This window comes from Mycobacterium colombiense (genome assembly GCF_001665835.1).
Taxonomy (GTDB): Bacteria; Actinomycetota; Actinomycetes; order Mycobacteriales; family Mycobacteriaceae; genus Mycobacterium; species Mycobacterium colombiense_A.
In genome coordinates this window covers 257,403-279,589 of sequence record NZ_LZSX01000073.1, presented here as the reverse complement: position 1 = coordinate 279,589, position 22,187 = coordinate 257,403, and the positions used below count along the sequence as shown (strand labels likewise).

Here is a 22,187-nt window from a genome sequence, read left to right as displayed (position 1 = left end):
GTGCCGTTCGGTCATCCGTCGCGCTTCTTGGATCGAATCGGCTTGCCCGCCACGGTCCCACCGTCGACCGGCAGCACGGTGCCGGTGACATAGCGCGAGCGGTCGGTGGCAAAATACAGCGCCGCCTCGGCGACGTCGTCGGGCGTGCCCTCACGCTTCAGCGGTCGATCCTCCCGCATCGTTTCGCGGATCCGCGCCTCGAACTGCTTCAGTTGCTCGGGGTCCATGCCGGCCCCCGACTTCCCCAGGATGGGCGTCGGTATGTTGCCGGGCGCGATCGCGTTGACCCGAATCTCGTAGTACGCCAACTCAATTGCCGCGGCCTTGGTGAATTGAATGACGGCGGCTTTGGAGGCGCGGTAGATCATCACGCCACCGCCGGCCTGGATGCCGCCGATCGAGGTGATGTTGATGATCGACCCGCCGCCATGGTCGACCATGTGCCGCGCGGCATCCCGGGTACCCGCCATCACGCCCAGCACGTTGACCCCCATCACCCGGTGAAAATCGCTGAGGTCATCGTCGAGCAGCTTGCGCAGCGGGCTCGAGATCCCGGCGTTGTTCACCATGACGTGCAGGCCCCCGAACGTCTCAACGGCGCCGGACACCAGCGCTCCCACCTGTTCGGGGTCGGAGACGTCGGTCGGCCGGAAGACGGCGTTGGCACCCAGCGACTGCGCTAGCGCCTCGCCCCGCTCGGTCTCGACGTCGGCGATGACGACCCGCGCGCCCTCGGCCACAAACCGCTCCACAAGCCCGCGGCCGAGGCCCGAGGACCCGCCGGTGACGATGGCAACCTTGCCATCCAATTCGTTAACCACATGACGAGTTAATCGGCGTGCACAGCATTAAGTCAAGCAGTTGATTTAACGCGGCCGCAGACGGGTCCTCCGTCTGCGGGATGACCGCGGACCTCCCGGGGTTCCGACCCGTCGGCGTCTAGGCCATGCTGATGAGGCCAGTTCGTCGGGTAACGGGAAAGGCGTAATCATGAAGGTGTTGGTAATAGGTGGCAGCGGGCTGATCGGGTCACAGGTCGTCGCCAGGCTCACCGAACTGGGACACGAGGCGGTCCCGGCGTCGCCGAGCACGGGCGTCAATGCCGTGACCGGTGAAGGTGTCGCCGACGCCGTCGCAGGAGTCCACACGGTCGTGGACGTGTCCAACTCGCCGTCCTGGGCCGACGACGACGTCTTGAATTTCTTCACCACGTCTACCCGCAACCTGCTGGACGCGGAGCGGGCCGCGGGCGTACAGCATCACGTCGCCCTGTCGATCGTGGGCGCCGACCGGGCGGCCGAAAGTGGCTACATGCGAGCCAAGGTTGCACAGGAAAAAGTGATCGTGGAATCGGGACAGCCGTATTCGATCGTACGGGCAACGCAGTTCTTCGAATTCGTTGACGGCATTGCTGATTCGTTGGCCGAAGGCGACACCGTCCGTGCCCCGCACGGGGCGTTCCAGCCGATTGCGGCCGCGGATGTGGCCCTGGCGGTCACCCGTGCGGCGACGGGCGATCCAGTCAACGGGGTGATCAACATCGCCGGTCCCGAAAAGCATGGTATGGACGACTTCATCCGCACGCGGTTTGCGGCCGCAGGTGATGCGCGCACGGTGGTGACGGATAACGATGCCCGCTATTACGGTGCGGTTCTCGACGACCGCAGCATCGTTCCCACCGACGACGAACAAGTTGCCGTCTACCCCACCACCTTCAGCGACTGGATGGCTGCGCAGGCAGCGAGCGGTGCCCAGTAGGGCGAGAGTGCGCAAGTGGCGACATCGAGTATCGCTCCCTGCCCCCAGATACGTTTACGCGGAATCACATTGAAGTGATTGCGTACTGTCACAGCGCTCGGGAGTATGCCTCCGCGCGATCAGTGGTGGGTCTAGCGCTCGCGGTTGCGCTCCGCCTAGCATCCAAGCACGAGAACGTTGGGGCGAGCCAAAGACGAGGAGCACCGATTGCCCGTGCAGCCCACAAGCGGTGTCCCTGTCGGCAGAACTCGGCTCACCAGACGCGGTTTCATGGCCGCGGGCATCGCCGGCGGATTGGCGCTGACGGCGTGCAGCCAATCCAAACCGGATCCGACGGGCAACGCCCGGCTGACCGCCGCCATCACCGAAACCGAGGCCGCCCGGCCGCATAGCGGTCGCACCGTCACCGCCACGCTCACACCCCAGCCGGTCGAGGTCGACCTGGGTGGGCCGGTCGTGCGCACGCTGGCCTACGGCAATAGCATCCCGGGCCCGGTGGTCCGCGCCCGCACCGGTGACGAGGTCGAGGTGACGGTGTCGAATCGGCTCGATCATCCGACATCGGTACATTGGCACGGCATCGCGCTGCGCAACGACATGGACGGCGCCGAGCCGGCCACACCCAACATCGCCGCCGGCCACGACTTCACCTACCGATTCTCCGTGCCGAATTCGGGTACTTACTGGGCGCACCCGCACACCGGCCTGGACGAGGACACCGGTCTCTATCTGCCGGTCATCGTCGACGACCCGACCGAGGGCAATTACGACGCCGAATGGATCGTCGTCCTTGACGATTGGACCGATGGGGTCGGGAAGAGCCCGCAGCAGCTCTACACCGAACTGAGCAACCCGAACAAGCCCCCGCAGAACGCCCCCGAAGCGACGACCTCGACAACGTCGACAACTCCGACAACGACCGAGACATCGTCCGCAGAAACGACTACGGAGACGACGAGCGAGACGACATCGACCAGCACGACAACCTCGACGAGCCCGCCACCGCCGCCCGCCGCGGCGGGTGTCGGCACCAGCGACCTGCTCGGTGGCGACGCCGGTGATATCGCCTACCCGTATTATCTGATCAACAGTCGAATCCCCGCTTCCCCCACGACATTCAATGCCAAGCCGGGCCAGCGCATCCGGATCCGCTTCATCAACACTGCGTCCGACACCACCTTCCGGGTCGCACTGGCCGGCCATGCGATGACGGTGACTCACACCGACGGCTACCCCGTAGTCCCCGCGCAGGTGGACGCGCTGCTCATCGGGATGGCCGAACGCTACGACGTGACTGTGACCGCCGCGGACGGCGTCTTCCCACTGGTCGCGGTCGCCGAAGGCAAGAACGGCCTGGCCCGCGCGTTGTTCTCCACGGCTTCGGGCAGCGCCCCCGACCCGCAGTTTCAGCCGGGCGAACTCACCAAGCGGGTTGGAACCGTCGAAATGTTCACGGCCACAACGCCGGTCAACCTAGGACGTCCCGATCCCGGTCTCGATCTCCCCGTGGTCCTGGGCGGGAACATGATGCAATACAACTGGACGATCAACGGGGAGCCCTACGGCACGACGAATCCGCTGCACGTCCAGCAGGGCCAACGGCCCACCATCACGTTCGACAACACCACGATGATGTATCACCCAATTCACCTGCACGGGCATACGTTCCAGATAATCAGGGCTGACGGCAGCCCCGGCGCCCGCAAGGACACCGTTATGGTGCTGCCCAAGCAGAAGCTCGTCGCCGCCCTGGTTGCCGACAATCCCGGGACCTGGGTGATGCACTGCCACAACACCTATCACCAGGTGGCCGGAATGATGACCCGCCTGGATTACAGCTTCTGACACTCAGAGTGCGCCCAGGAAATCCATCAGCAACTCGTTGACCACCGAGGACTGCTCGATCTGGGGGCAGTGTCCGGCCTTGTCGACCACAACCGAACGGGCCCCGTCGATCTGCTTGGCGATCTCGGCGGACCAGCCGGTGGGAAGGAGCTTGTCCCCCGCCCCTTCGACGACAAGCGTTGGCACGCCGATGCGTTCGTAGGCCCGGGTGGTAGACGGGGTCGCGGACGGCGTGGCGCCGGGGCGCCGGAACCTGGCCGCGGCGATGGCTTCCCATGCTCCCGGCGCGGTGCTCGACTCGTAGCGGCGACGCACGTAGTCGTCGTCGGCGGGGTAGCCGGAGTCGAAGAACAGCGCGTGGACGATGCGGCGCATCGCGGGCAACGTCGCGTCGTAGTTCTGCAGCGCCTCGAAATGCTCGTTCTGCTGGATCTCTCCACCGCCACAGATGATTGCCAAGCTGCGCACCGAGAGTAGTGGTGCGTCGGACGTGGCGTCGGTGAGCAGGTTGATGGCGCCCATCGAATTGCCCACGAAGTGCGCCGTGTCGACGCCGAGCAGTTCGCAGAACCGCGCCACATGCCGGATCCGCATGCCGCGGCCGTCGACGAAGTCGATGACCTTCGCGGACTGCCCGAATCCCAGCTGGTCCGGCGCCAGGACGCGATACCGCGCGGCGAGCGCGGCGATGTTGCGTTCCCAGCCGAGTTCGGCGCCGGCGCCGAACTCACCCCCGTGCAGCAATACCACCGGGTCGCCGTCGCCGGCTTCCAGGTAGCTGGTGGCCAGGCCGTCAACCGACAGGGTTTTGCGCTGCATCATTTGATCGCGATCGGGTTCACCGGTGAGCCCACTGCCCCAACGAATCTCAGCGGTGGTGCGATGAGTTGAAACTCGTACACGCCGTCGGCGGCGCAATCGGCTGCCAGTGCGGTCAGGTCCCAGTACTCACCGAGCATCAGCCCCATGTCGCGCAGCGTCAGCAGGTGGAAGGGCAAGAACACACCGTCGACCCCGGACACCGGGTCTTCGACTTGGAGGTTGTCGGACGCGACCGCCGCGATTTCGTGATCGTGCAGCCACTGGGCACATCGCCAGTCCAGGCCGGAATATTGTTCGGTCTTGTTTCCCGTCTGCAGATACCTTGTCCACCAACCGGTTTTGATGAGAAGGATGTCGCCACGTCCGATCGCCACGCCCTGCGCCCGGACCACGTCGTCCAATTCCTCGGGCGTGATGGGGTTTCCGTGCTCCAGGAAGACCTCCGCGCCGCGATGACGCACCAGATCCAGCAGCACACCGCGTGAGGTGATGCCCTTACCGTCCACCTTCTCGATGCCGAGCCGGCGGGCACCGAGGCTGGTCACCGAACCCGCGGGGATCCCGTTGTAGAGCTGGTCGTCGTAATAGACGTGCGACAACGCGTCCCATTGGGTGGCCGCCTGCAACGGCATGATGATCATGTCGTCGTTGAACCGGAACAGGTTGTCGACGAAGTACGGGCCCATCTGCGCCGCCGTCGGGTTCCGGTCCCAATCCGGCCCGTACTTGGCCAGCGTGCTGGCGTCACCGCCGTCCACCGTCATCACGTGGATCGGATTGTGCCGAAAACCGAAGGCGCCCTGTGGCCCCGAGGAGCCGAAGTCCACGCCGAGTGGAAATACTTTGCCGTGTCGGACCAGGCCTGCGGCCTGGGCGATCTTTTCCTCGGTGATGAAGTTCAGCGTGCCGAGTTCGTCGTCATCGCCCCAACGGCCCCAGTTGCTGACATCGCGTGCGGTACGGCGAAAGTCGGTCACACTGGCCACGGGGCATGCCCTTCCTCGAGTTCACGCGCGATTGCGGCGCCCACGTTTCCGCCGTCGACCCACAACACTTGGCCCGAAATATAGCTGGCGGCATTGCTATTCAGGAACAGCAGCACCGCGGCCTGCTCGGCGGGACCGGAGACACGGCCCAGCGGCTTGGGAATGTCGTCGAGGAAACCCTGTCCATACGCGGTGCGCAGCTGGTCCAGGATCGGCGTCTCGGTGACCCCTGGTCCGGTGCAGTTGATGCGGATTCCCTGCGCGCCCAGCGGCGTTGCGCTGCGCATGGTGTAGAGGATGATCGCTTCCTTGGACAGCTGATAGCCGGTGCCCAGCGCATCGGGATGCCCGGCGCACCAGTCGATACCCTCCTGCATCGTCGCGGTGGAAAGCAGCGGCGCCACCTCCGCCAGGTGCTCCCGGTATGCGGCCGCCGCGAGCGATGACACGCTCACGATGGACGATCCCGCGGCCATCTTCGGAACGAGTGCCTCGGTGGCGTGGCGCATCCCCAAAAAGTTGATGGTCACCACGAGTGGCGGATCGCCGATCCCGGACGACACGCCCGCAACGTTGAACAGCGCATCGACCTGACCCGTCACCGCGCTGACCGCCGACTCGATCGATGTTTGATCGGCCAGATCGACCTCATGGAACTCGTCGATCGCGAAGTCCGGTCGCCGTTTGTCCAACCCGATGACTTCGGCCCCAAGCTCGGTGAGCTGACGCACCACGTGTTCGCCGATGCCGGACGCACATCCGGTCACCACCGCACGACGGCCGTCGTAGCGCCACAGCTCGTCGATCTCTCCCAAGGCTCGCCTCGAAATTCTCCCGGCTCAGATGCCGTCCGGCACTACTTCTGCTGGTCCTTTGCGCGCTGCGCCGCCTGTACGCGGCCTTCGTTGATCTCCGCCATTGCTTCGGGGATCTCGCTGGCGGTGAACTTACCGCCGCGACCGGTCGGGAGTCCACCGAACGAGTAATCCTCGTCGAATTGCGGGGCGGTCGATTTCGGCCGGCGCGCCTCCACCTTTTCGATGACGGGCTCCAGCCGTTTCGCCTTTTCCGCCACGGCCTTTGCGTCCCGCTCGATGAATTCGGGGAGCACCTCTTTGCCCATCAGCTCGATGGATTCCATGGTGCCCTCGTGGCTACGCGGGTTGAGCAGCAAGATGATCTCGTCGACGCCGCTCTCCTCGTAGCCGCGCAGGAACTCGCGCACCGTGGCCGGAGAGCCGATGGCGCCCCGGCCGGGCCCGTACGCCAGCGTCGGATCCTTCTCCACCTCTTCGAGGTAGCGCTTCCAGACTCCGGTGCGCCCCGGCGTGTGCACTCCGGTCATGTAGTAGTGCATGATGCCGAACGAGAAGAAGCCGCCGCCCTGCCCGAGCCGCTGCAACGCCTGCTCGTCGGTCTTGGCCACCATCATGGACAGGTCCCCGCCGATGGCCAGGATGTTCGGGTTGATCCGGGGAGTGACCGGCACGCCGTTCTCCTCGAATTCCTTGTAGTAGCCGTTGACCCGCTCGGTCAGGGGTCCGGGACCGGTGTAGGCGAAACTCAAGGCGCCGATCGCCTTTTGGGCGGCCATCTGCACACTGGCCGGCCGCGTGCAGGCGACCCAGACCGGCGGGTGCGGCTTTTGCAGCGGCTTGGGAACGACGTTGCGCGCGGGCATCTGGACGTGTTCGCCGTTGAAGCCGGTGAACGGCTCCTCGATCATGCAGCGGATCGAGACCTCGAGCGCCTCTTCCCATTGTGCGCGCTTGTCGGCGGGGTCGATGTTGAACCCGCCGAGCTCACCGACCGATGACGACTCGCCGGTACCGAATTCGACGCGGCCGTTGGAGAGCAGGTCGAGGGTGGCGATGCGCTCGGCCACCCGGGCGGGGTGGTTGACCACCGGCGGCAGGTGCATGATGCCGAATCCCAGGCGAATGTTCTTGGTCCGCTGGCTGGCCGCGGCCAAGAAGATCTCCGGTGCCGTCGAGTGGCAGTACTCCTCGAGGAAGTGGTGCTCGGTCAGCCACACGGTGGAGAAGCCCGCTTTGTCGGCGGCCTCGACCTCGTTGAGACAGTCCTGCAGCAGGACGTGTTCGTCGTCGGGTGCCCAGGGCCGCGGCAGAGCGAATTCGTAGAACAGTGAGATTTTCATCGTTACCTCCTATGAGTATTAACGGTTCGGTTGGCTGCTTGGGCCGCAATGTGTTTCGCCGCGACATAGCCGAAGGTCATGGCTGGGCCGATGGTCGCGCCCGCACCGGCGTAGCTGCGGCCCATCACCGGCGCGGACGTGTTACCCACCGCGTACAGGCCGGGCACCACGCTGCCGTCGGCCCGCAGCACGCGGGCGTGTTCGTCGGTCAGCAGGCCGCCCGAGGTCCCGAGGTCGCCGAGAACGATCCGGAAGGCGTAGTACGGCGGATCGCCAAGCGGATACAGGTTCGGGTTGGGCAGGGTGTGGTCGCCGTAGTAGTTGTCGTACACGCTGTCGCCGCGGTTGAAATCGTCATCGTGGCCCTTGCCGGCGAGTTCGTTGAAACGGCGGGCGGTTTCGGCAAGCTGGTCCGCGGGCACGCCGATCTTGGCCGCCATTTCGTCCCACGTCGTGGCCGCTTTGACGACGCCCGATTCCAGCCAGGCCGGTGGGATCTTGCGGCCGGTCGGCACCGGCGCTCCCGGAATCTTGGGTATCGGCAGGTGCCCCCCGACGACGTAGCGGTTGAACGACCTGTAGTCGGTGATCAGCCAGCACGGGATGTGCGTGACGCCGGATCGCTGGCCGTCGATCATGGCGTGACCGAAGTCCATGTAGGGAGCCGCCTCGTTGATGAAGCGCTTGCCGGCACCGTTGACGATGAACTGCGCCGGCATCATCCGTTCGTTGAGCATGAATTGCATACGGCCGTCCGGCCACTGGATCGCCGGAAACCACCAGGCCTCGTCGAGCAGATCCGTTGCGGCGCCCACCTCTTGGCCGGCGCGGATGCCGTCGCCCATGGCCGCGGGGTTGCCGAAGCTCCAGTCCTGGTCCACCTCGGGCAGAAGCTCTTTGCGCCAGGCGAGGTCATGGTCGAATCCGCCGGACGCCAGGATGACCCCCAGCCGCGCACCGATCCGCTGCGCCTTGCCGTCGCGCTCCACCACCGCGCCGGTGACCGACCCGTCGGCGTCGGTGAGCAGCTGCACCATCGGCGAGTCCAGCCAGAGCGGGATACCGCGCTCCCGCAACGCCAGCCGGAGCCGGGCCGCCAGCGACTGTCCGATCGCGGCCATCCGCTCACCGAACACCCTCGCCCGGACCATTCGCCCAATCAATTTGATCAGCACGCCCTTGCCCGCCCACGACTGCCTGATCCGATAGAACGTGCGCAGGTCCTTGGGCCCCAACCAGATTCCCTTCGGGGCCAGCGCCAGGGGCGCGAGCAGCTTCTGCTCGTCGGGACCCAACTTCCGCAGGTCGATCGCGGGCACGTTGATCGTGCTGCCGAGCTCGGAGCCGCCGGGCAGCTCGGGGTAGTAGTCGGCATAGCCGGGCTTCCAGACGAATTCGAACCATCCGGAAAGCTGCTCCAAGAACTGCAGCATTTGCGGCGCGCTTTCGACGTATTGCCGCAGCCGGGCCTCGCTGACCAATCCGTCGGTGATCAGCTTGAGGTAGCCCACCACGGCTTCGGGTGAGGGCACATAGCCCTCCCGCCGCTGCGCGGGAGCCCCGGGCACCCAGATGCCGCCACCCGACAAAGCGGTGGAACCCCCGAAGTGGGACGACTTTTCGATCACCAGTGCGTCGAGCCCGGCGGCCTGCGCCGTCAGCGCCGCGGTCATGCCGCCGCCGCCGGACCCGACGATGAGCACGTCGACAACCTGATCGAAACCGTCCAATGCCGCCGTCATTTCGGAAGTGCCGTTCTGATGGCGAAACCGGCGATCAGTTCGGGCGCGGGCTTGTAATAGCGCTCGGTGGTCTCGTAGGGCCCTGCCGCTTCCAGCGCCCCGAACGCCGCCACCCAGGTGCGGATCTCCTGCGCGGAGCTGCCGCCCTCATGGGAGACGAACGAATTCGACCACCCATCCAATTCGCTCAGCCATCCTCCGTCGATGATTTCCAGGAATCGCTGGTCCCACGTCGGGTTGAGCGCCTGCAACTCACTGTCGCCGGCGGCGAAACTCTTGGCCGCGTCGATGACGGCGGCTTGCCGGGCCTGCCGCTGCTCGGACGTCATCGGCCGGCCGTGCACGATCCGCTCCCGCACCGGGGCGGGCGCGGTCGCCAGGGTCGGCACCGGCGGGCTGTGCGAGAGCCCACCGGATCCCAGGATCAGAACTCGCTTGTCCAGGGTGGCCAGATAGTCGCCGACGGCCCTGCCGAGCGCACGGCAGCGATGCATCGGGCCCAGCGGCACGCCGATGGCGTTGACGAAGATCGGTATCACGGGACGGGCGGTGGCGTGGCCGAAGAGCTTTTCCAGTGGCTGAACCGTGCCGTGGTCCACGTCCATGCTTGCCGACACCGCGATGTCAACGCCCGCGTCGAGGACCGCCCTCGCGCATTCGGTCGCAAGCGTTTCCGGCACGTTCAGCGGACCGGCGTGGGTGCCGTAGTCGCCGACTCCGCAGGCGCTGGTGCCGATGCAGAAGGGCGGCATCACCTTGTAGAAGAAGCCGTTGTAGTGATCCGGAGAGAAACTGACCACCAGTTCGGGGTCATACTCCTCGACGAAGGCGCGCGCCGCGGCGATCGCGCCTTCGATGTCGTCAAGCAGGTCCTGCGACGGCCCCGGAAGATTCAGGAGAGGGCTGTGCGACATACAGCACAGAGCCAGTGCCACTTTGCAAATCACCCCCTCGCGGCGTGAGTGTGAGTGCGTCAAAGAGTGCGGCGCTCAGGTCGGGGGCGCGCTGAGCGATGCAGGCACCCGCGATGCACCGGTCGGGGCGCAGGAACAGCACCGAGTCGGAGTGGGCGTCGAACCAGGATTTGAGGCCACCGTGCCGGTCACCGACCACCACGACATCGGGGTCGTCGTGTCCGGTCCAGTGCAGTTGGGTCGCCGGGCGGAGCGCAAAGAACCGGGCGCCCAGGGCTTTCCAGTTCGCGAACGCCACATCGCCGAGAATCTTGCGCGGGTTGTTGTTCCAGCACAGCACGGCGAACCACGAACCGAGCACGTCGTCGAGCATCACGTTCTGCTGGTCCCGGGTATCGACGCGGGGCTGGATGAACAGGGTTCCGACCGGCGAATCGGTGCGGCCCGGCGCGGCGTGTACGACGGCCCCGTGTTCATAGCGCGGCATCGGCTTGAACCGCATCTCCAGCACATATCGCTTGAGCGACGGGACAATTGACGCCGAGCGCACCAGCAGATCCCGGGCGGTCGCCACCCGGCGGTTGGTCGGCGAGATCACCCGGCCCACCATGGTGGACAGGTCGATCATCGCGCGGGCGTGCTTGCGGCGTTCCACGTCGTAGGTGTCCAGCAGCTTGTCGTCGGCCCGCCCACTCACCACCGCGGCGAGCTTCCAGCCCAGGTTCGCCGCGTCGCGGATCCCGCTGTTGTACCCCTGGCCCTGCCACACCGGCATCAGGTGGGCCGCGTCCCCGGCCAGCAGCAGCCGGCCCTGGCGGAACGCGCCGGCGATCCGCGAGTGGTGGGTGTACACCCGGCGCCGGATCACGTCGACCCGGTCGGGGTGCGGCACCATCCGGGCCAGCATCTGCGTCAGGAACGCGGGATCTTCGGCCTGCTCATCGGTTTCGTCGGCGTGAATCATGAACTCGAAGCGGCGAATTCCGTGGGCGATAGAGATCGAGGCATACGGGCGTTCGGGGTCGGCGCCGACCTCACTGTTCGGATGGCCCAGCGGGTCGTTGGCGATGTCGACCACCAGCCACCGGGTCGACGACGTCGTTCCGTCGAACGACACACCCATCACCCGGCGGGTCATGCTGCGGCCGCCGTCGCAGCCGACCACATAGCGCGCCCGCACACGCGAGGTGTCACCGTCGTTGTCGGCGTCACCGAGTTCGACGGTCACCCCGTCGGCGCTTTCCTGGCATGCCGTCATCGGGCGTCCCCACCGCACCTGGACGTGTTCGAATCGGTCCAGGCCGGCCAGCAATTCGGCGTCCACGAGCGGCTGCACGAAGCCATTTCGCTTAGGCCACCCGAAACGTGCGTCCGGCGGCGCCATTTCGGCGAGCACTCGACGCTTGGCGTCGACGAACCGAAGAATCTGGTTGGGCACGGTGTGCGGCAGCACCCGCTCGGCGAGCCCGATCGACTGGAAGGTCCGCAGCGCCTCGTCATCCAGGCCCACCCCGCGGGGGTAGTCGATGAGGGTGTCCCGTTCGTCGACCACGACCGTGCGGATGCCTTGCAGCCCAAGGATATTGGCGAGGGTCAAACCGACCGGCCCTGCGCCCACCACGAGCACGTCCGTCTCGATGTCAGGTACCTCCTGCCCCGGTGCGGCCATTACCGGCCCAGCAGGAAATCGAGATGCAACTGATTGAAAGTCTTGGGGTCCTCGTACTGCGGCCAGTGGCCGCAACCGGGCATCATCTCGAAGCGCGCGCCCGGAATCATCGACGCCATGCGACGGCCCTCCGTCACGTCGGCGGTGGGGTCGTCACTGGTCCACAGCACCAGCGTCGGGGCGATGATCGACCCGTATTCGTCCGGGCCGAGGATGTTGCGCGCGCGGATTTCCGGATCCTGCAACGCCATGATGTCGCTCATGGCGGAGACGAATCCCGGTTGGCGATAAACCCGTTGGCGGCTGGCAACCAGGTCGTCGTAATCCTTCGACTTGTCGGCCATCAACCATTTGATGCGCGCCTGCACCGTCTCCCAGGTCGGGTTCTCGGCGGCGGCCATCGACAGCGTGATGATCCGTTGCATCACCGCGGGATCGGCCTGCGAACCGCCGGCGGTGTTGAGCACCAGGCGCTCAACCACATCCGGATGGTCGACCGCGGTGCGGGCGGCCACCCAACCCCCGAGCGATTCACCGCTGATGTAGGCGCGGTCCACACCGATGGTGCGCAGCACCGCCATCAGGTGTTCGACGTAGTGCGCGACTTCCAGCGGATGACCCGGCTTATCGGTGTATCCGTGGCCCAGCATGTCGATCGACCAGGTCCAGAAATGCTCGGCGTGCGCGCCCAGATTGCGGACGTACGCCTCGGCGTGGCCACCGGATCCGTGCAGCAGCACCAGTACCGGCTTGCCCGGATCGCCGGCACGCAGATAGCGGGTCCGTATTCCTCCGGCGTCGAGGTAGCCCTGCTCAAACGCGACGCCCTGGAGATCGCTCCAGATGCTCTCGAACTCCGCCACGGTGCTGTCCGGCCTCCAGATCGGGGAAATCTCGTTCTCGTTTTCGGCGTATCCTGTGTGCTAATATCGCACACTGATGTGCGTTATATATAGAGCTTCGCTCTCGCGGGAAGGTCTGTCAAGGCTGTGACGGGGTCCGGTACCGGTTCGCAGACCCTGGCCAGGGGTCTGACCGCGCTGCAGATGGTGGCGGACTCCCCCGGTGGACTGACGGTGCAACAGCTCGCCGATCAGGTGGGGGTCCACCGCACCATCGCCTATCGGCTGCTGACGACGTTGGCCGAGTTCCGGCTGGTGGCCAAGGGCGAGGACGGCCGCTACCGGCCGGCCGCGGGCCTGGCCGTGCTCGGCGCTTCGTTCGACCGCAACGTGCGACAAGTGAGTCTGCCGACGCTGCGGGCGCTGGCCGACGAGCTCGGCACCACCGTGTCCCTGCTCATCGCCGAAGGCGACCAGCAGGTGGCGATCGCGGTGATCGTGCCCAGCCATGTCGCCTACCAGCTTTCCTTCCACGAAGGCAGCCGCTACCCGCTGGACCGCGGCGCCGCCGGGATCGCCCTGCTCGCGTGCATGCCTCCACGCCCTGGGGAACGCGAGCTGGTTTCCCGTGCGCGCGAACGTGGTTGGGTGACGACCTACGGTGAGATCGAACCGAATACCTACGGCCTGGCCGTGGGGGTGCGCCGTCCGGTGCCGTCCCCACCGACGTGCATCAACCTCATCTCACACCGAGAAGATGTCGTGATGCGCGGAAAGGATGCGGTCGTCAAGGCCGCCAAGCAGTTGGCCGAGCTCCTGAGCTAGCCACTGAGCTGAAGGGATAGCAGTCCATGTCATGGGACCACGAAGTCGACGTCGTCGTGCTCGGCAGTGGCGGCGCCGGCCTCACCGCCGCACTGACAGCGGCCGTCGCGGGCGCCTCGGTGGAGGTCTACGAGAAGGCCCCGAGCGTCGGCGGCACCACCGCCGTGTCCGGCGGCATCGTGTGGATCCCCGCCCATAACCGTTCTCCCGACGGCGAATTGACGCCCGCCGACGCGCTGCGGTACCTGCGAGCACAGTCGCTGGGATCGATGGACGACGAGCTGGTGGAAACGTTCGTGCGCACCGGACCGGCGATGCTCGATTTCATCGAGGCACACAGCGGCCTTCAGTTCGAGATCGCGACCGGATTCCCCGACTACCGTCCCGAGTTACCGGGAGGGCAGCCGGGCGGGGGCAGGTCGCTCAGCGCGGCCCCCTTCGACCTGGCCCAGCTCGGCGAATGGGCTACGCAGATAACGTCTTTCCCGGCCGACTGGTCTAACGTCGGCTTCGACGCCGAGACCAGAGCGCGCCTGCACGCGGCGATCGACGAGCGAACCAGCCATCTGTGCGTCGCCGGCACCGCGCTGATCGCGGGCCTGCTCAAAGGCCTGCTGGATGCCGGGGTGACCCCCCACACCAACGCCCGGGCCGAAGGCCTCATCGCCGAAGACGGCGAGATCACCGGGGTGCGCGTGGCCCTGCCGGATGGGACGATCAGTGTTCGCGCGCGGCACGGGGTCATCCTCGGCACCGGCGGCTTCGAATGGGATCCGGCTCTGACACAAGCCTTTCTGCGCGGCCCCATGCACGGCGCGGTCTCGCCGCCCAACAACACCGGCGACGGCTTGCGCATGGCGATGGAGCACGGGGCCGACCTGGCCAACATGGGCGAAGCCTGGTGGGTGCCGATCGTGCAAATCCCGGGCGACACCATCGAGGGCAAGCCGCGCAGCCGCAGCGTGCGGCTGGAGCGAACACGGCCGCGCAGCATCATCGTCAACTCGGCCGGCCGGCGCTTCGTCAACGAGGCATGCGATTACAACTCGATGGCCGGCGCCTTCCACTACCTGGACCCTCGCGGCGGCTATGTCAACGATCGCGGATGGATGGTGTTCGACTCGATTCACCTGCAGCGCTACGGTTTTCTCGGCATCGAACCGGGACAACCTGTCCCGGACTGGTTCTGCGAGTCGGCGGACCTCGCCGAGTTGGCCGCCAAGACCGGTATCGACGCCGACGGCCTGACCCGCACGGTCGAGAGCTGGAACCGTCACGTGGCCGCCGGCGCCGACCCCGACTTCGGCCGCGGCTCTAGCGCCTACGACGGCTACTGGGGCGATGACAGCGCGACCACGCCGGCCGGTAAGACGCTGGGCCCGATCGATACCGCCCCGTTCTACGCGGTGCCGGTGAGCATCGGTGCGATGGGAACCAAGGGCGGGCCGCGCACCGATCACGATGCCCGCGTTCTGCATGTCGGCGGCGAACCGATACCGGGCCTGTTCGCTGCGGGCAATGCGATGGGCGGCGTGACCGGGCGGGCCTACGGGGGTGCCGGCGGAACACTGGGCCCGGCAATGGTTTTCGGTTACCGAGCGGGTCACGCGGCCGCCACCGGGAAGTCGGTCGACCTGAAGTAGCGGACGCCTTGTGCGCCGAGCATGGGCGGTTACGGCATCGGTCCCGACCCAGTTGCTGGCCGATTGTGCTACGCGGCGAGTTTGCGGTTGGCGGCCTCAGACAACAGTCGTGTCACGAGCGGATGAGGTTCCTCGACGGTCGAGCGATTCTGGGGAACGAACAACGTGGCGATGTAGTAGGGATGGCCCGGTAGTTCTAGGACGCGGGCTTCTTCGTCATCGTCGAGTCCGGTGACCCGCGGCCCACCTTCCTCTAGCGCCGTTCGATAGGCCGCATTCAACCCGAAGTTGCAGTAGTACTTTTCGTAGACTCGGCACTCCCCATAGCAGTGCGCGGCCACGGATCCCGGCTCAAGGTTGACCGGCATGGTCAGCCCCGCCAGGGAACAAGTCAGCGATGAGATGAACAGGCGAGACCCGTACGGGTCGTATTCGGCATGTTGCGCGTCTTGGAAGCCGAGTACGTTGCGTGCGAATTCAAGAACGATGTGCTGGTATCCGCCACATGTACCCAACGTTGGCACATGGCCTTCGCGCCCGAAGCGCAACGCAGCAAGGGCTCCGCGCAAGCTACGATAGGGGCTGCCGGGAGCGCACCACAACGCATCCGCGGTCGTGACCGGCCGGAGGTCCGTTTCGAGTGATTCGGTCGCCAGCCAAGTCACGGGAGCCTGCAAGCCGAGCAACTTCGCTGAATGGCTTATCGCGTTATTGGTGGCAACATGAGGCGCATACGAGCTGTCGAAATCGCCGATCACCACGACGTTTAACGGATCGTTCATCGCTGGCTCTTCCGTGCTGGGCCCTCAAGGGTGGCAGCCCGCGGTTCTACGCGCAAGTTGTTTCCGGTCAGAAGCGTATGCCCCCGACGACCACTGGTGCTGATTAATTCATGCTCGTACTGGCGCATTCGGTCCACCCTGCGTCATTCTGGGTTGATGGTCGCCTACGACCGGATCGGCGCGACCTATCGCAGTACCCGTCGACCAGACCCGCGGATTGCTTTGCAAGTGCATACCGCACTCGCCACGACGGACACCATCGTGAACGTAGGGGCCGGCACAGGCTCCTACGAACCGGCCCAGACCGTCGCCGCGATCGAGCCGAGCATGGTGATGATCGCCCAGCGTTCACCGCAAGCGGCCCCTTGTGTCCAGGCCGTGGCGGAGGCATTGCCGCTGCGAGACAAATGCGTTGACGCCTCGATGGCCTTGCTGACCGTGCATCACTGGAGCGATCTCCCCGCCGGGATCGGCGAGCTGCGCCGGGTCAGCCGTCACCGAATCGTGGTTTTCACCTGGGATCAAGCGGTGATCGACGACTTCTGGTTGCTGCGTGAATATCTGCCCGACGCCGCTCGGATCAACAAGGCGCTGTACGTACCGATTGAACGACTGGTAGAGCTGTTGGGTGGCGCGCAGGTGCGCACCGTGCCCGTACCGCATGACTGCACGGACGGATTCGGCGCCGCCTTTTGGCGCCGGCCGGAGGCCTACCTCGACGCCACCGTCCGCGCCGGTATCTCCATGCTGGCCTATGCCGACGAAGGCGTCCTAGCCGAAGGACTGCTCCGCCTTGCGGCCGACCTGCACTCCGGACGATGGCAACAACAACACGCGGAACTGCTTGAAAAACAACAGCTCGACGCCGGCTACCGCCTACTCGTCAGCGATTGCGAGTGAGACGCTCGGCTCCGGTAGCCGTCAAGCCGGCTGTGTGCCCGACCAATAGGTGAGTCTCATATGTGATAGCGCCGATGATAGCGCAAACCAAACTCACTTCATGCCAGCCAAACTGATACCCATGTGACTCGTGTGACCACCGAAGGTCGACGGCCCCGGAGCCGTCAGTCCTTGAGCGGCACCTCGACGCAGACGTGGGTGCCCACCGGGACGTCGAGAAACACCAGTGCTCCCCCGGCGGCCTCCACCCGGGCGCGGTGCGACGCCAGACCGATGTGGCCCTCCCCCAGGCGGCGCGCCACCGTCTCATGGCCGAACCCCACCCCGTCGTCGACCACGTGCAAAACGCAAGTCTGGTCAGTGATCCCGAGTATGACCGTCGCGCTGCGGGCCGCAGCATGTTGCACCACGTTGGACAACAACTCGCGCACCACGCCGAACATGACGGGATCGATGGCGCTGCGCGTCGAATACTCGATGTCGGTGGTGATGTCGATGCCGGACCGCTGTGCGGTGAACTCCGCGAGCTGCTGCACCGCGGCGCCCAGCCCGACCTGCTCGAGTACCGCCGGATGCAGTTCGAAAGTGGCCTGCCGCAATCGTTCCGAGGCCGTCTGCAAACCGGCCAGCGCCCGGCCGACCCGCTCATCGCCGTCGAGCACCGCGTCCAATTCGACGAGCTCTTGGCGCACGGCAAGGATGTCTTGCAGGGGCCCGTCGTGGATGAATTCCGAGATCCGACGCTGCGACACATCCGAAGCGTTCATCGTCTGGGCTAGTAATTCCTCTCGCAAGGCGCTCAATCCGGCCACCGAGCGGGTATGACGCTCCTCGATGCGCACCACCAAGAAGGCCGCGCAACAAAGGAATGCATAGAGCAGGAACCGAAATCCCGCCTCCGGCAACTTGACCTCGCTCAACATCACCGGATCTTGCAGCACGGCAATGGCGAATCCGAGCATGGAGAAGATCAGCACCACCGCCGCCCGGCGAGAGGAGACGTCAAGTCCCAACAGGACCGGCAACATCGCCATGATCAGCAGCGGGTAGACGCCGTTGGTGGACAACAGCTGGAAGACGGTCAGCACGACGATGTCGATGACGGTGAAGACAAACGGCTCCAACCGGCCGATCGCAACCAATCGGCCCATTCCGATCCATCGACGGAACGGAGCGAAAGCCAATCCCAGCGCGCTGAGCGCCACGAGCGCGTACAGGACGATCAGCACGCTTTCCTGCGGCCACTCCGATCGGCTGGTGCCGATGATCATGGCCGCGACCATCAGGCCGACCACACCGATCCGCAGCACCGAGCCGATGCGGTACGAGCGCAACTGGTGAACCGTGCGAACCCGTTCCAGCTCTACGTCATCGGCGACCGCCACCCGATCACCGTACTCATCCGCGTCTGCCGCCCCGAAGCAATCTCGAAAATGACTCATCATGCCGCCCCGAGAATGCGAACGCCGCTGTTGGGCAAGCCGCTACACTCGTCGCCATGGTCGGCGCGGCTACCCCCGAAACGGTGCGGGTGGTTGTCGGCGATGATCACCCGCTTTTTCGCGAGGGCGTGGTGCGCGCGCTGGCGTCGAGCGGTTCGGTCGACGTCGTCGGTGAAGCGGAAGACGGCTCTGCGGCACTGGAATTGATCAAGTCGCACGTGCCGGACGTCGCGCTGCTCGACTACCGGATGCCCGGCATGGACGGCGCCCAGGTGGCGGCCGCCGTGCGAACGCAGGGATTGGCCACCCGGGTGTTGCTGATCTCGGCGCACGACGAGTCGGCGATCGTGTACCAGGCGCTGCAGCAGGGTGCGGCCGGCTTCGTGCTGAAAGACTCGACGCGCAGCGAGATCGTCAAGGCCGTACTCGACTGCGCGCAGGGGCATGACGTGGTGGCGCCCGCGCTGGTCGGCGGCCTCGCCGCGGAGATCCGGCAGCGCGCGGAGCCGTCCGCGCCGGTGTTGAGTGCGCGCGAACGTGAGGTGCTCCAGAGGATCTCCCGCGGTCAGAGCATCCCTGCGATTGCGGGTGAGCTCTTTGTGGCCCCGTCGACGGTGAAAACGCATGTGCAACGCCTCTACGAGAAGCTCGGTGTCAGCGACCGCGCCGCCGCCGTCGCCGAGGCAATGCGGCAAGGGCTGCTCAGCTAGCGGCCGACCAGGGATTCGAATCTGGCACGGGCGGAATCTGTTGCGGCCGCACGGATGCCTTCGCCGAAGCCATCGCCTCGGCCACCAGGTGGCGTGCGCCCCGTTCCACCTCGTAGAGGTGGTCGCTGTCGCTGCCGGCCGCGATCAGTTGCCGACGCGTGAAGACCAGCGGGTCGACGGCCGCGGGGTGATTCGTGTGGTAAGTGATCGCCTCGACCAACGCGGGGCCGTCGCCGGCGCTCGCCAGGTGTACCGCCTCGGCGACCGAGTCGGCCACCGCCACAACGTCCCTGCCGTCGACCGGAAGCATAGGCATCGTGTTGAATTCGTAGGCGCGCCGACGGGCGTTGAATCCACCGCGGATGTTTTCAACGACGAACACCACCGGCAGCCGCCATTGCACGGCGATCCTTGCGGCAGTGGTGAACTCGACGGAGTGCGTGTCGCGGCCACCGATGACACACAAACTGACCTTGCCCTCGCCGGTCATTCGCTGAGTGTTGGCGTCACCCAGCGCAAACAGAGTCGATTGCCCGAGCGCTGTCTCGTTGGCCAGTGAGCGCTTCCAGTCGGCCGCCCCGCCGCCGGCGCGGCGCTTGGGGCCGATCGTCTCGGCGATGGCCGGCCCCAGCGGGAGGGCCAGGCCTACCTGCTGAGCGTGCCGGAACTGCGGCGTGCCGGCGTTGACCAGGTCGCCCGGCCTCAGCGCCGCAACCGTGCCGATAGCCACAGCCTCCTGCCCGAACTCCGCACGCGCGCCGTCGTCGATCAGACCGTCGACGCGCAGCTCATCCAACGCCATGTCGAGCAGTCGCAGAACCCACATCCGGTGATACAGCTCCAACCGGTCGTCGCGGACCAGTGCTGCCGAAGTCTGGGGTGTGTGAGTCATGTCGGTCTCCTACTCTCAAGCGAACACGCTCAACGTAGGGCGATTGCGCCCGGCCGCACCTCCACCAATCGGTCAGCAAAGGTGATGAATGCGCGTGTCCCCCGATCGGGGGACAGCGGGGCCGTCAGTCCGTTCCGGGCGACGGAGGTGAGATCAGCTGATCAGCGGCCGTGTATGGGTCCTGGTCGCCGTCGACGACCGCCTCGGCAAGCCGGTCGAGATCGGGCTGGGTCCGTAGCCGGGTTTGCGCCAGCGACAGAATCTGCGCTCGGGCGCGGGCCAGCCGTCGGGCGCGACTGTCGGCGCGGCGGTGGTCCTCGATGGCGGCCATCAGGTCTTCGATGCCCTCACCCCGCGCAGCGATCAGCGAAACGATGGGGGCGCTGGTTTCGGCCCGAAGGTCCCGAACCGTCTGTTCGGCGCCGTCCCGGTCCGCCTTGTTGACCGCCACGATGTCGGCGACTTCCAGCACACCCGCCTTGGCGGCCTGCACCGCGTCGCCCGCGCCGGGATTGAGGATGACGACGGTCGGGTCGGCGACGGCGGCAATCTCGATCTCGGACTGCCCCACCCCCACCGTCTCCAGCAGGACCACGTCGTAACCGATCGCGCCCAGCAACCGGATGGCCGCCGGCACCGCGGCAGCCAGGCCGCCCAGATGCCCACGGGTGGCCACCGAACGGATGAGTACGTCGGAGTCGTTGATATGCGCGGCCATTCGAATTCGGTCGCCCAGCAGGGCTCCGCCGCTGAACGGGGACGACGGGTCCACCGCCAGCACGGCCACCCGGCTGCCGCGCTCGCGGTAGGCGGCGACCAAGGCGGCGACCGTCGTCGACTTTCCCGCGCCCGGCGGCCCGGTGATGCCGACGACCGGCCCCGTGCTCTGCGGCGCGGGACCGATATTCTCCAGGACCTCGTCGCGCTGGTCGCCCTCGACCAGGCTGAGCAGCCGACCGGCCGCGCGGGGAGATCCGTTGCGCGCGCGGGCAATCAGGTCAGCGATGATCATGTACGCATTATGGAGCCGGGACCTCGATCACGGTCGCCGAGCCCATTCCACCGCCCGCGCACATCGCCGCGACGCCGATGCCACCGCCGCGGCGGCGCAATTCGTGCACCAGGGTGACCAGCATCCGGGCTCCGGTCGCCGCGACGGGGTGCCCCAGCGAGCAGCCACTGCCGCTGACGTTGACCTTGTCGGGGTCGAGCTCGAGCAGTTTGATGGTGGCCACGCACATCGCGGCGAAGGCTTCGTTGATCTCGAAAAGGTCGACGTCGGAGGTCGAAAGTCCGGCCCGCTTAAGGGCTTTCGGTATCGCCTCCACCGGCGCCAGGCCGGTGATCGCCGGGTCGACGCCGACGGATGCCCAGGACCGGATGGTGGCCAGCGCGGGCATGCCGAGCCGGTCGCTGGCGATGACGAGCGCCGCCGCACCGTCGTTGGCGCCGCACGCGTTGCCCGCGGTGATCGAAAAACCCTCGATCTCGGGGTGCAGCGGCTTGAGCGCGGCCAGTTTCTCCATCGTGGTGTCGCGGCGCGGGTGCTCGTCGACCGAGAACAGGCCGTGCGGCGTCTCGATCGGGACGATCTCCTCCTTGAAGCGGCCTTCGTCGATGGCGGCGATGGCATTGCGGTGTGACCGCAGCGCCCAGGCGTCCATCTCCTCGCGACTCACACCGGCCTTGACCGCGGCGTTCCAGCCCACGGTGATCGACATGTCCATGTTCGGCGCGTCGGGCCGGTCGGGGTGGGTCGGGGGGAACCAGTCGACCCATTCGCCGTCCACCTGGATGCGGGAGCGTGGCGACGTCGACGCCGCATTCACGCCGCCGGCGATGATCAGCTCGTCCATCCCGGCGCGCACGCTTGCCGCCGCGCTCTGCACCGCCGCCTGACCGGCCGCGCAGTGCCGGTTGTTGGCCAACCCGGGCACGTGCGACAGCCCGGCGGTGATGGCGGCGTGGCGGGCGATCACGCCGCCGCCATAGAGGCCCTCGCCCAGGATCACATCGTCGACCTGCGCGGGGTCGAGATCTCTCGCCGCTTCGGTCACCACATGCTGCGCCAGATCGAACGCACTGGTATCGCGCAGTGTGCCCTTGCGGGCGGTGCCGATGGGGGTGCGCAGGGCGGACACGATGACGGCTTCAGACACGGGTCTTCTCCAGTTCAACCAGCAGGTGCGGCGCCCCGAGAGGCGTCCGCACATCATGAGAATCATATTCTCTCATTGCGAGAGTGCGAGTCGCAACA

General features: G+C 66.3%; 20 protein-coding genes. 6 read left to right on the top strand and 14 right to left on the bottom strand.

Annotated features, from left to right (window positions below; translation table 11 throughout):
* Positions 1-11 precede the first annotated feature (11 nt).
* Positions 12-821, bottom strand: a complete 810-nt coding sequence (locus A5760_RS16285; protein WP_064882489.1) for an SDR family NAD(P)-dependent oxidoreductase — start codon at positions 819-821, stop codon at positions 12-14.
* A gap of 169 nt (positions 822-990) precedes the next feature.
* Here A5760_RS16285 and A5760_RS16280 point away from each other — a divergent pair, with 169 nt between their 5' ends.
* Positions 991-1,758, top strand: coding sequence for an SDR family oxidoreductase (locus tag A5760_RS16280; RefSeq protein WP_064882486.1), 768 nt, complete (start codon positions 991-993; stop codon positions 1,756-1,758).
* Between the two features lie 207 nt (positions 1,759-1,965).
* Positions 1,966-3,603: a multicopper oxidase family protein gene (locus A5760_RS16275; protein WP_064882824.1), complete on the top strand. Its 1,638-nt coding sequence runs from the start codon at positions 1,966-1,968 to the stop codon at positions 3,601-3,603.
* 3 nt (positions 3,604-3,606) lie between these two features.
* On the opposite strand, the gene A5760_RS16270 is transcribed toward A5760_RS16275, so the two are convergent.
* The 8 genes from A5760_RS16270 to A5760_RS16235 are packed head-to-tail and all read right to left on the bottom strand — an operon-like array spanning position 3,607 to position 12,757.
* Positions 3,607-4,425, bottom strand: coding sequence for an alpha/beta fold hydrolase (locus tag A5760_RS16270; protein ID WP_064882485.1), 819 nt, complete (start codon positions 4,423-4,425; stop codon positions 3,607-3,609).
* Positions 4,422-5,411 (bottom strand): cyclase family protein, encoded by a 990-nt coding sequence (locus A5760_RS16265; protein WP_064882483.1) that lies wholly within the window; start codon positions 5,409-5,411, stop codon positions 4,422-4,424. The genes A5760_RS16270 and A5760_RS16265 overlap by 4 nt, the downstream gene beginning before the upstream one ends.
* Entirely contained in the window at positions 5,399-6,226 is an 828-nt protein-coding gene (locus A5760_RS16260) for a coniferyl-alcohol dehydrogenase (RefSeq protein ID WP_064882481.1), read from the bottom strand. The genes A5760_RS16265 and A5760_RS16260 overlap by 13 nt, the downstream gene beginning before the upstream one ends.
* 41 nt (positions 6,227-6,267) lie before the next feature.
* Positions 6,268-7,569 carry an LLM class flavin-dependent oxidoreductase gene (locus A5760_RS16255; protein ID WP_064882478.1) on the bottom strand — a complete coding sequence of 434 codons (1,302 nt, stop codon included), beginning with the start codon at positions 7,567-7,569 and terminating at the stop codon, positions 6,268-6,270.
* Positions 7,570-7,571: 2 nt separating this feature from the next.
* The gene (locus tag A5760_RS16250; protein WP_155764353.1) at positions 7,572-9,299 is read right to left on the bottom strand and encodes an FAD-binding protein; all 1,728 of its coding nucleotides are present in this window, start codon (positions 9,297-9,299) and stop codon (positions 7,572-7,574) included.
* 8 nt (positions 9,300-9,307) lie between these two features.
* A complete protein-coding gene (locus A5760_RS16245; RefSeq protein WP_064882473.1) occupies positions 9,308-10,225 on the bottom strand; it encodes a 3-carboxyethylcatechol 2,3-dioxygenase in 918 nt (305 codons plus the stop codon).
* The gene (locus A5760_RS16240) at positions 10,173-11,894 is read right to left on the bottom strand and encodes a bifunctional 3-(3-hydroxy-phenyl)propionate/3-hydroxycinnamic acid hydroxylase (protein ID WP_064882471.1); all 1,722 of its coding nucleotides are present in this window, start codon (positions 11,892-11,894) and stop codon (positions 10,173-10,175) included. The genes A5760_RS16245 and A5760_RS16240 overlap by 53 nt, the downstream gene beginning before the upstream one ends.
* A complete protein-coding gene (locus tag A5760_RS16235) occupies positions 11,894-12,757 on the bottom strand; it encodes an alpha/beta fold hydrolase (RefSeq protein ID WP_064882469.1) in 864 nt (287 codons plus the stop codon). The genes A5760_RS16240 and A5760_RS16235 overlap by 1 nt, the downstream gene beginning before the upstream one ends.
* A 126-nt stretch (positions 12,758-12,883) precedes the next feature.
* On the opposite strand from A5760_RS16235, the gene A5760_RS16230 reads away from it, so the two are divergent.
* The gene (locus tag A5760_RS16230; protein ID WP_064882467.1) at positions 12,884-13,561 is read left to right on the top strand and encodes an IclR family transcriptional regulator; all 678 of its coding nucleotides are present in this window, start codon (positions 12,884-12,886) and stop codon (positions 13,559-13,561) included.
* 26 nt (positions 13,562-13,587) lie between these two features.
* Positions 13,588-15,204 (top strand): FAD-dependent oxidoreductase, encoded by a 1,617-nt coding sequence (locus A5760_RS16225; protein ID WP_064882465.1) that lies wholly within the window; start codon positions 13,588-13,590, stop codon positions 15,202-15,204.
* Positions 15,205-15,272: 68 nt separating this feature from the next.
* On the opposite strand, the gene A5760_RS16220 is transcribed toward A5760_RS16225, so the two are convergent.
* Positions 15,273-15,986 carry a glutamine amidotransferase-related protein gene (locus A5760_RS16220; RefSeq protein WP_064882463.1) on the bottom strand — a complete coding sequence of 238 codons (714 nt, stop codon included), beginning with the start codon at positions 15,984-15,986 and terminating at the stop codon, positions 15,273-15,275.
* Between the two features lie 156 nt (positions 15,987-16,142).
* Here A5760_RS16220 and A5760_RS16215 point away from each other — a divergent pair, with 156 nt between their 5' ends.
* Complete coding sequence (locus A5760_RS16215; protein WP_064882461.1) at positions 16,143-16,886, top strand: class I SAM-dependent methyltransferase; 744 nt, start codon at positions 16,143-16,145, stop codon at positions 16,884-16,886.
* Between the two features lie 164 nt (positions 16,887-17,050).
* On the opposite strand, the gene A5760_RS16210 is transcribed toward A5760_RS16215, so the two are convergent.
* Positions 17,051-18,271: a sensor histidine kinase gene (locus A5760_RS16210; RefSeq protein WP_064882459.1), complete on the bottom strand. Its 1,221-nt coding sequence runs from the start codon at positions 18,269-18,271 to the stop codon at positions 17,051-17,053.
* 113 nt (positions 18,272-18,384) lie between these two features.
* Here A5760_RS16210 and A5760_RS16205 point away from each other — a divergent pair, with 113 nt between their 5' ends.
* Positions 18,385-19,038: a response regulator gene (locus tag A5760_RS16205; protein ID WP_064882457.1), complete on the top strand. Its 654-nt coding sequence runs from the start codon at positions 18,385-18,387 to the stop codon at positions 19,036-19,038.
* On the opposite strand, the gene A5760_RS16200 is transcribed toward A5760_RS16205, so the two are convergent.
* The 3 genes from A5760_RS16200 to A5760_RS16190 form a co-directional block, all read right to left on the bottom strand.
* Positions 19,031-19,930, bottom strand: a complete 900-nt coding sequence (locus tag A5760_RS16200) for a thiamine pyrophosphate-dependent enzyme (protein WP_196772102.1) — start codon at positions 19,928-19,930, stop codon at positions 19,031-19,033. The two genes, A5760_RS16205 and A5760_RS16200, sit on opposite strands and share 8 nt — an antisense overlap.
* Before the next feature lie 124 nt (positions 19,931-20,054).
* Positions 20,055-20,942, bottom strand: a complete 888-nt coding sequence (meaB, locus tag A5760_RS16195; protein ID WP_064882455.1) for a methylmalonyl Co-A mutase-associated GTPase MeaB — start codon at positions 20,940-20,942, stop codon at positions 20,055-20,057.
* A 7-nt stretch (positions 20,943-20,949) separates the two neighbouring features.
* Positions 20,950-22,089 carry a thiolase family protein gene (locus A5760_RS16190; protein WP_064882453.1) on the bottom strand — a complete coding sequence of 380 codons (1,140 nt, stop codon included), beginning with the start codon at positions 22,087-22,089 and terminating at the stop codon, positions 20,950-20,952.
* Positions 22,090-22,187 lie beyond the last annotated feature (98 nt).

Bases quoted from the DNA above. Each gene is read 5' to 3' on its own strand.
- A5760_RS16255 (WP_064882478.1), bottom strand. From the start codon at position 7,569: ATGAAAATCTCACTGTTCTACGAATTCGCTCTGCCGCGGCCCTGGGCA.
- A5760_RS16200 (WP_196772102.1), bottom strand. From the start codon at position 19,930: ATGACTCACACACCCCAGACTTCGGCAGCACTGGTCCGCGACGACCGG.
- A5760_RS16205 (WP_064882457.1), top strand. From the start codon at position 18,385: ATGGTCGGCGCGGCTACCCCCGAAACGGTGCGGGTGGTTGTCGGCGAT.
- A5760_RS16225 (WP_064882465.1), top strand. From the start codon at position 13,588: ATGTCATGGGACCACGAAGTCGACGTCGTCGTGCTCGGCAGTGGCGGC.
- A5760_RS16270 (WP_064882485.1), bottom strand. From the start codon at position 4,425: ATGATGCAGCGCAAAACCCTGTCGGTTGACGGCCTGGCCACCAGCTAC.
- meaB (WP_064882455.1), bottom strand. From the start codon at position 20,942: ATGATCATCGCTGACCTGATTGCCCGCGCGCGCAACGGATCTCCCCGC.
- A5760_RS16280 (WP_064882486.1), top strand. From the start codon at position 991: ATGAAGGTGTTGGTAATAGGTGGCAGCGGGCTGATCGGGTCACAGGTC.
- A5760_RS16245 (WP_064882473.1), bottom strand. From the start codon at position 10,225: ATGTCGCACAGCCCTCTCCTGAATCTTCCGGGGCCGTCGCAGGACCTG.
- A5760_RS16240 (WP_064882471.1), bottom strand. From the start codon at position 11,894: ATGGCCGCACCGGGGCAGGAGGTACCTGACATCGAGACGGACGTGCTC.
- A5760_RS16215 (WP_064882461.1), top strand. From the start codon at position 16,143: ATGGTCGCCTACGACCGGATCGGCGCGACCTATCGCAGTACCCGTCGA.
- A5760_RS16220 (WP_064882463.1), bottom strand. From the start codon at position 15,986: ATGAACGATCCGTTAAACGTCGTGGTGATCGGCGATTTCGACAGCTCG.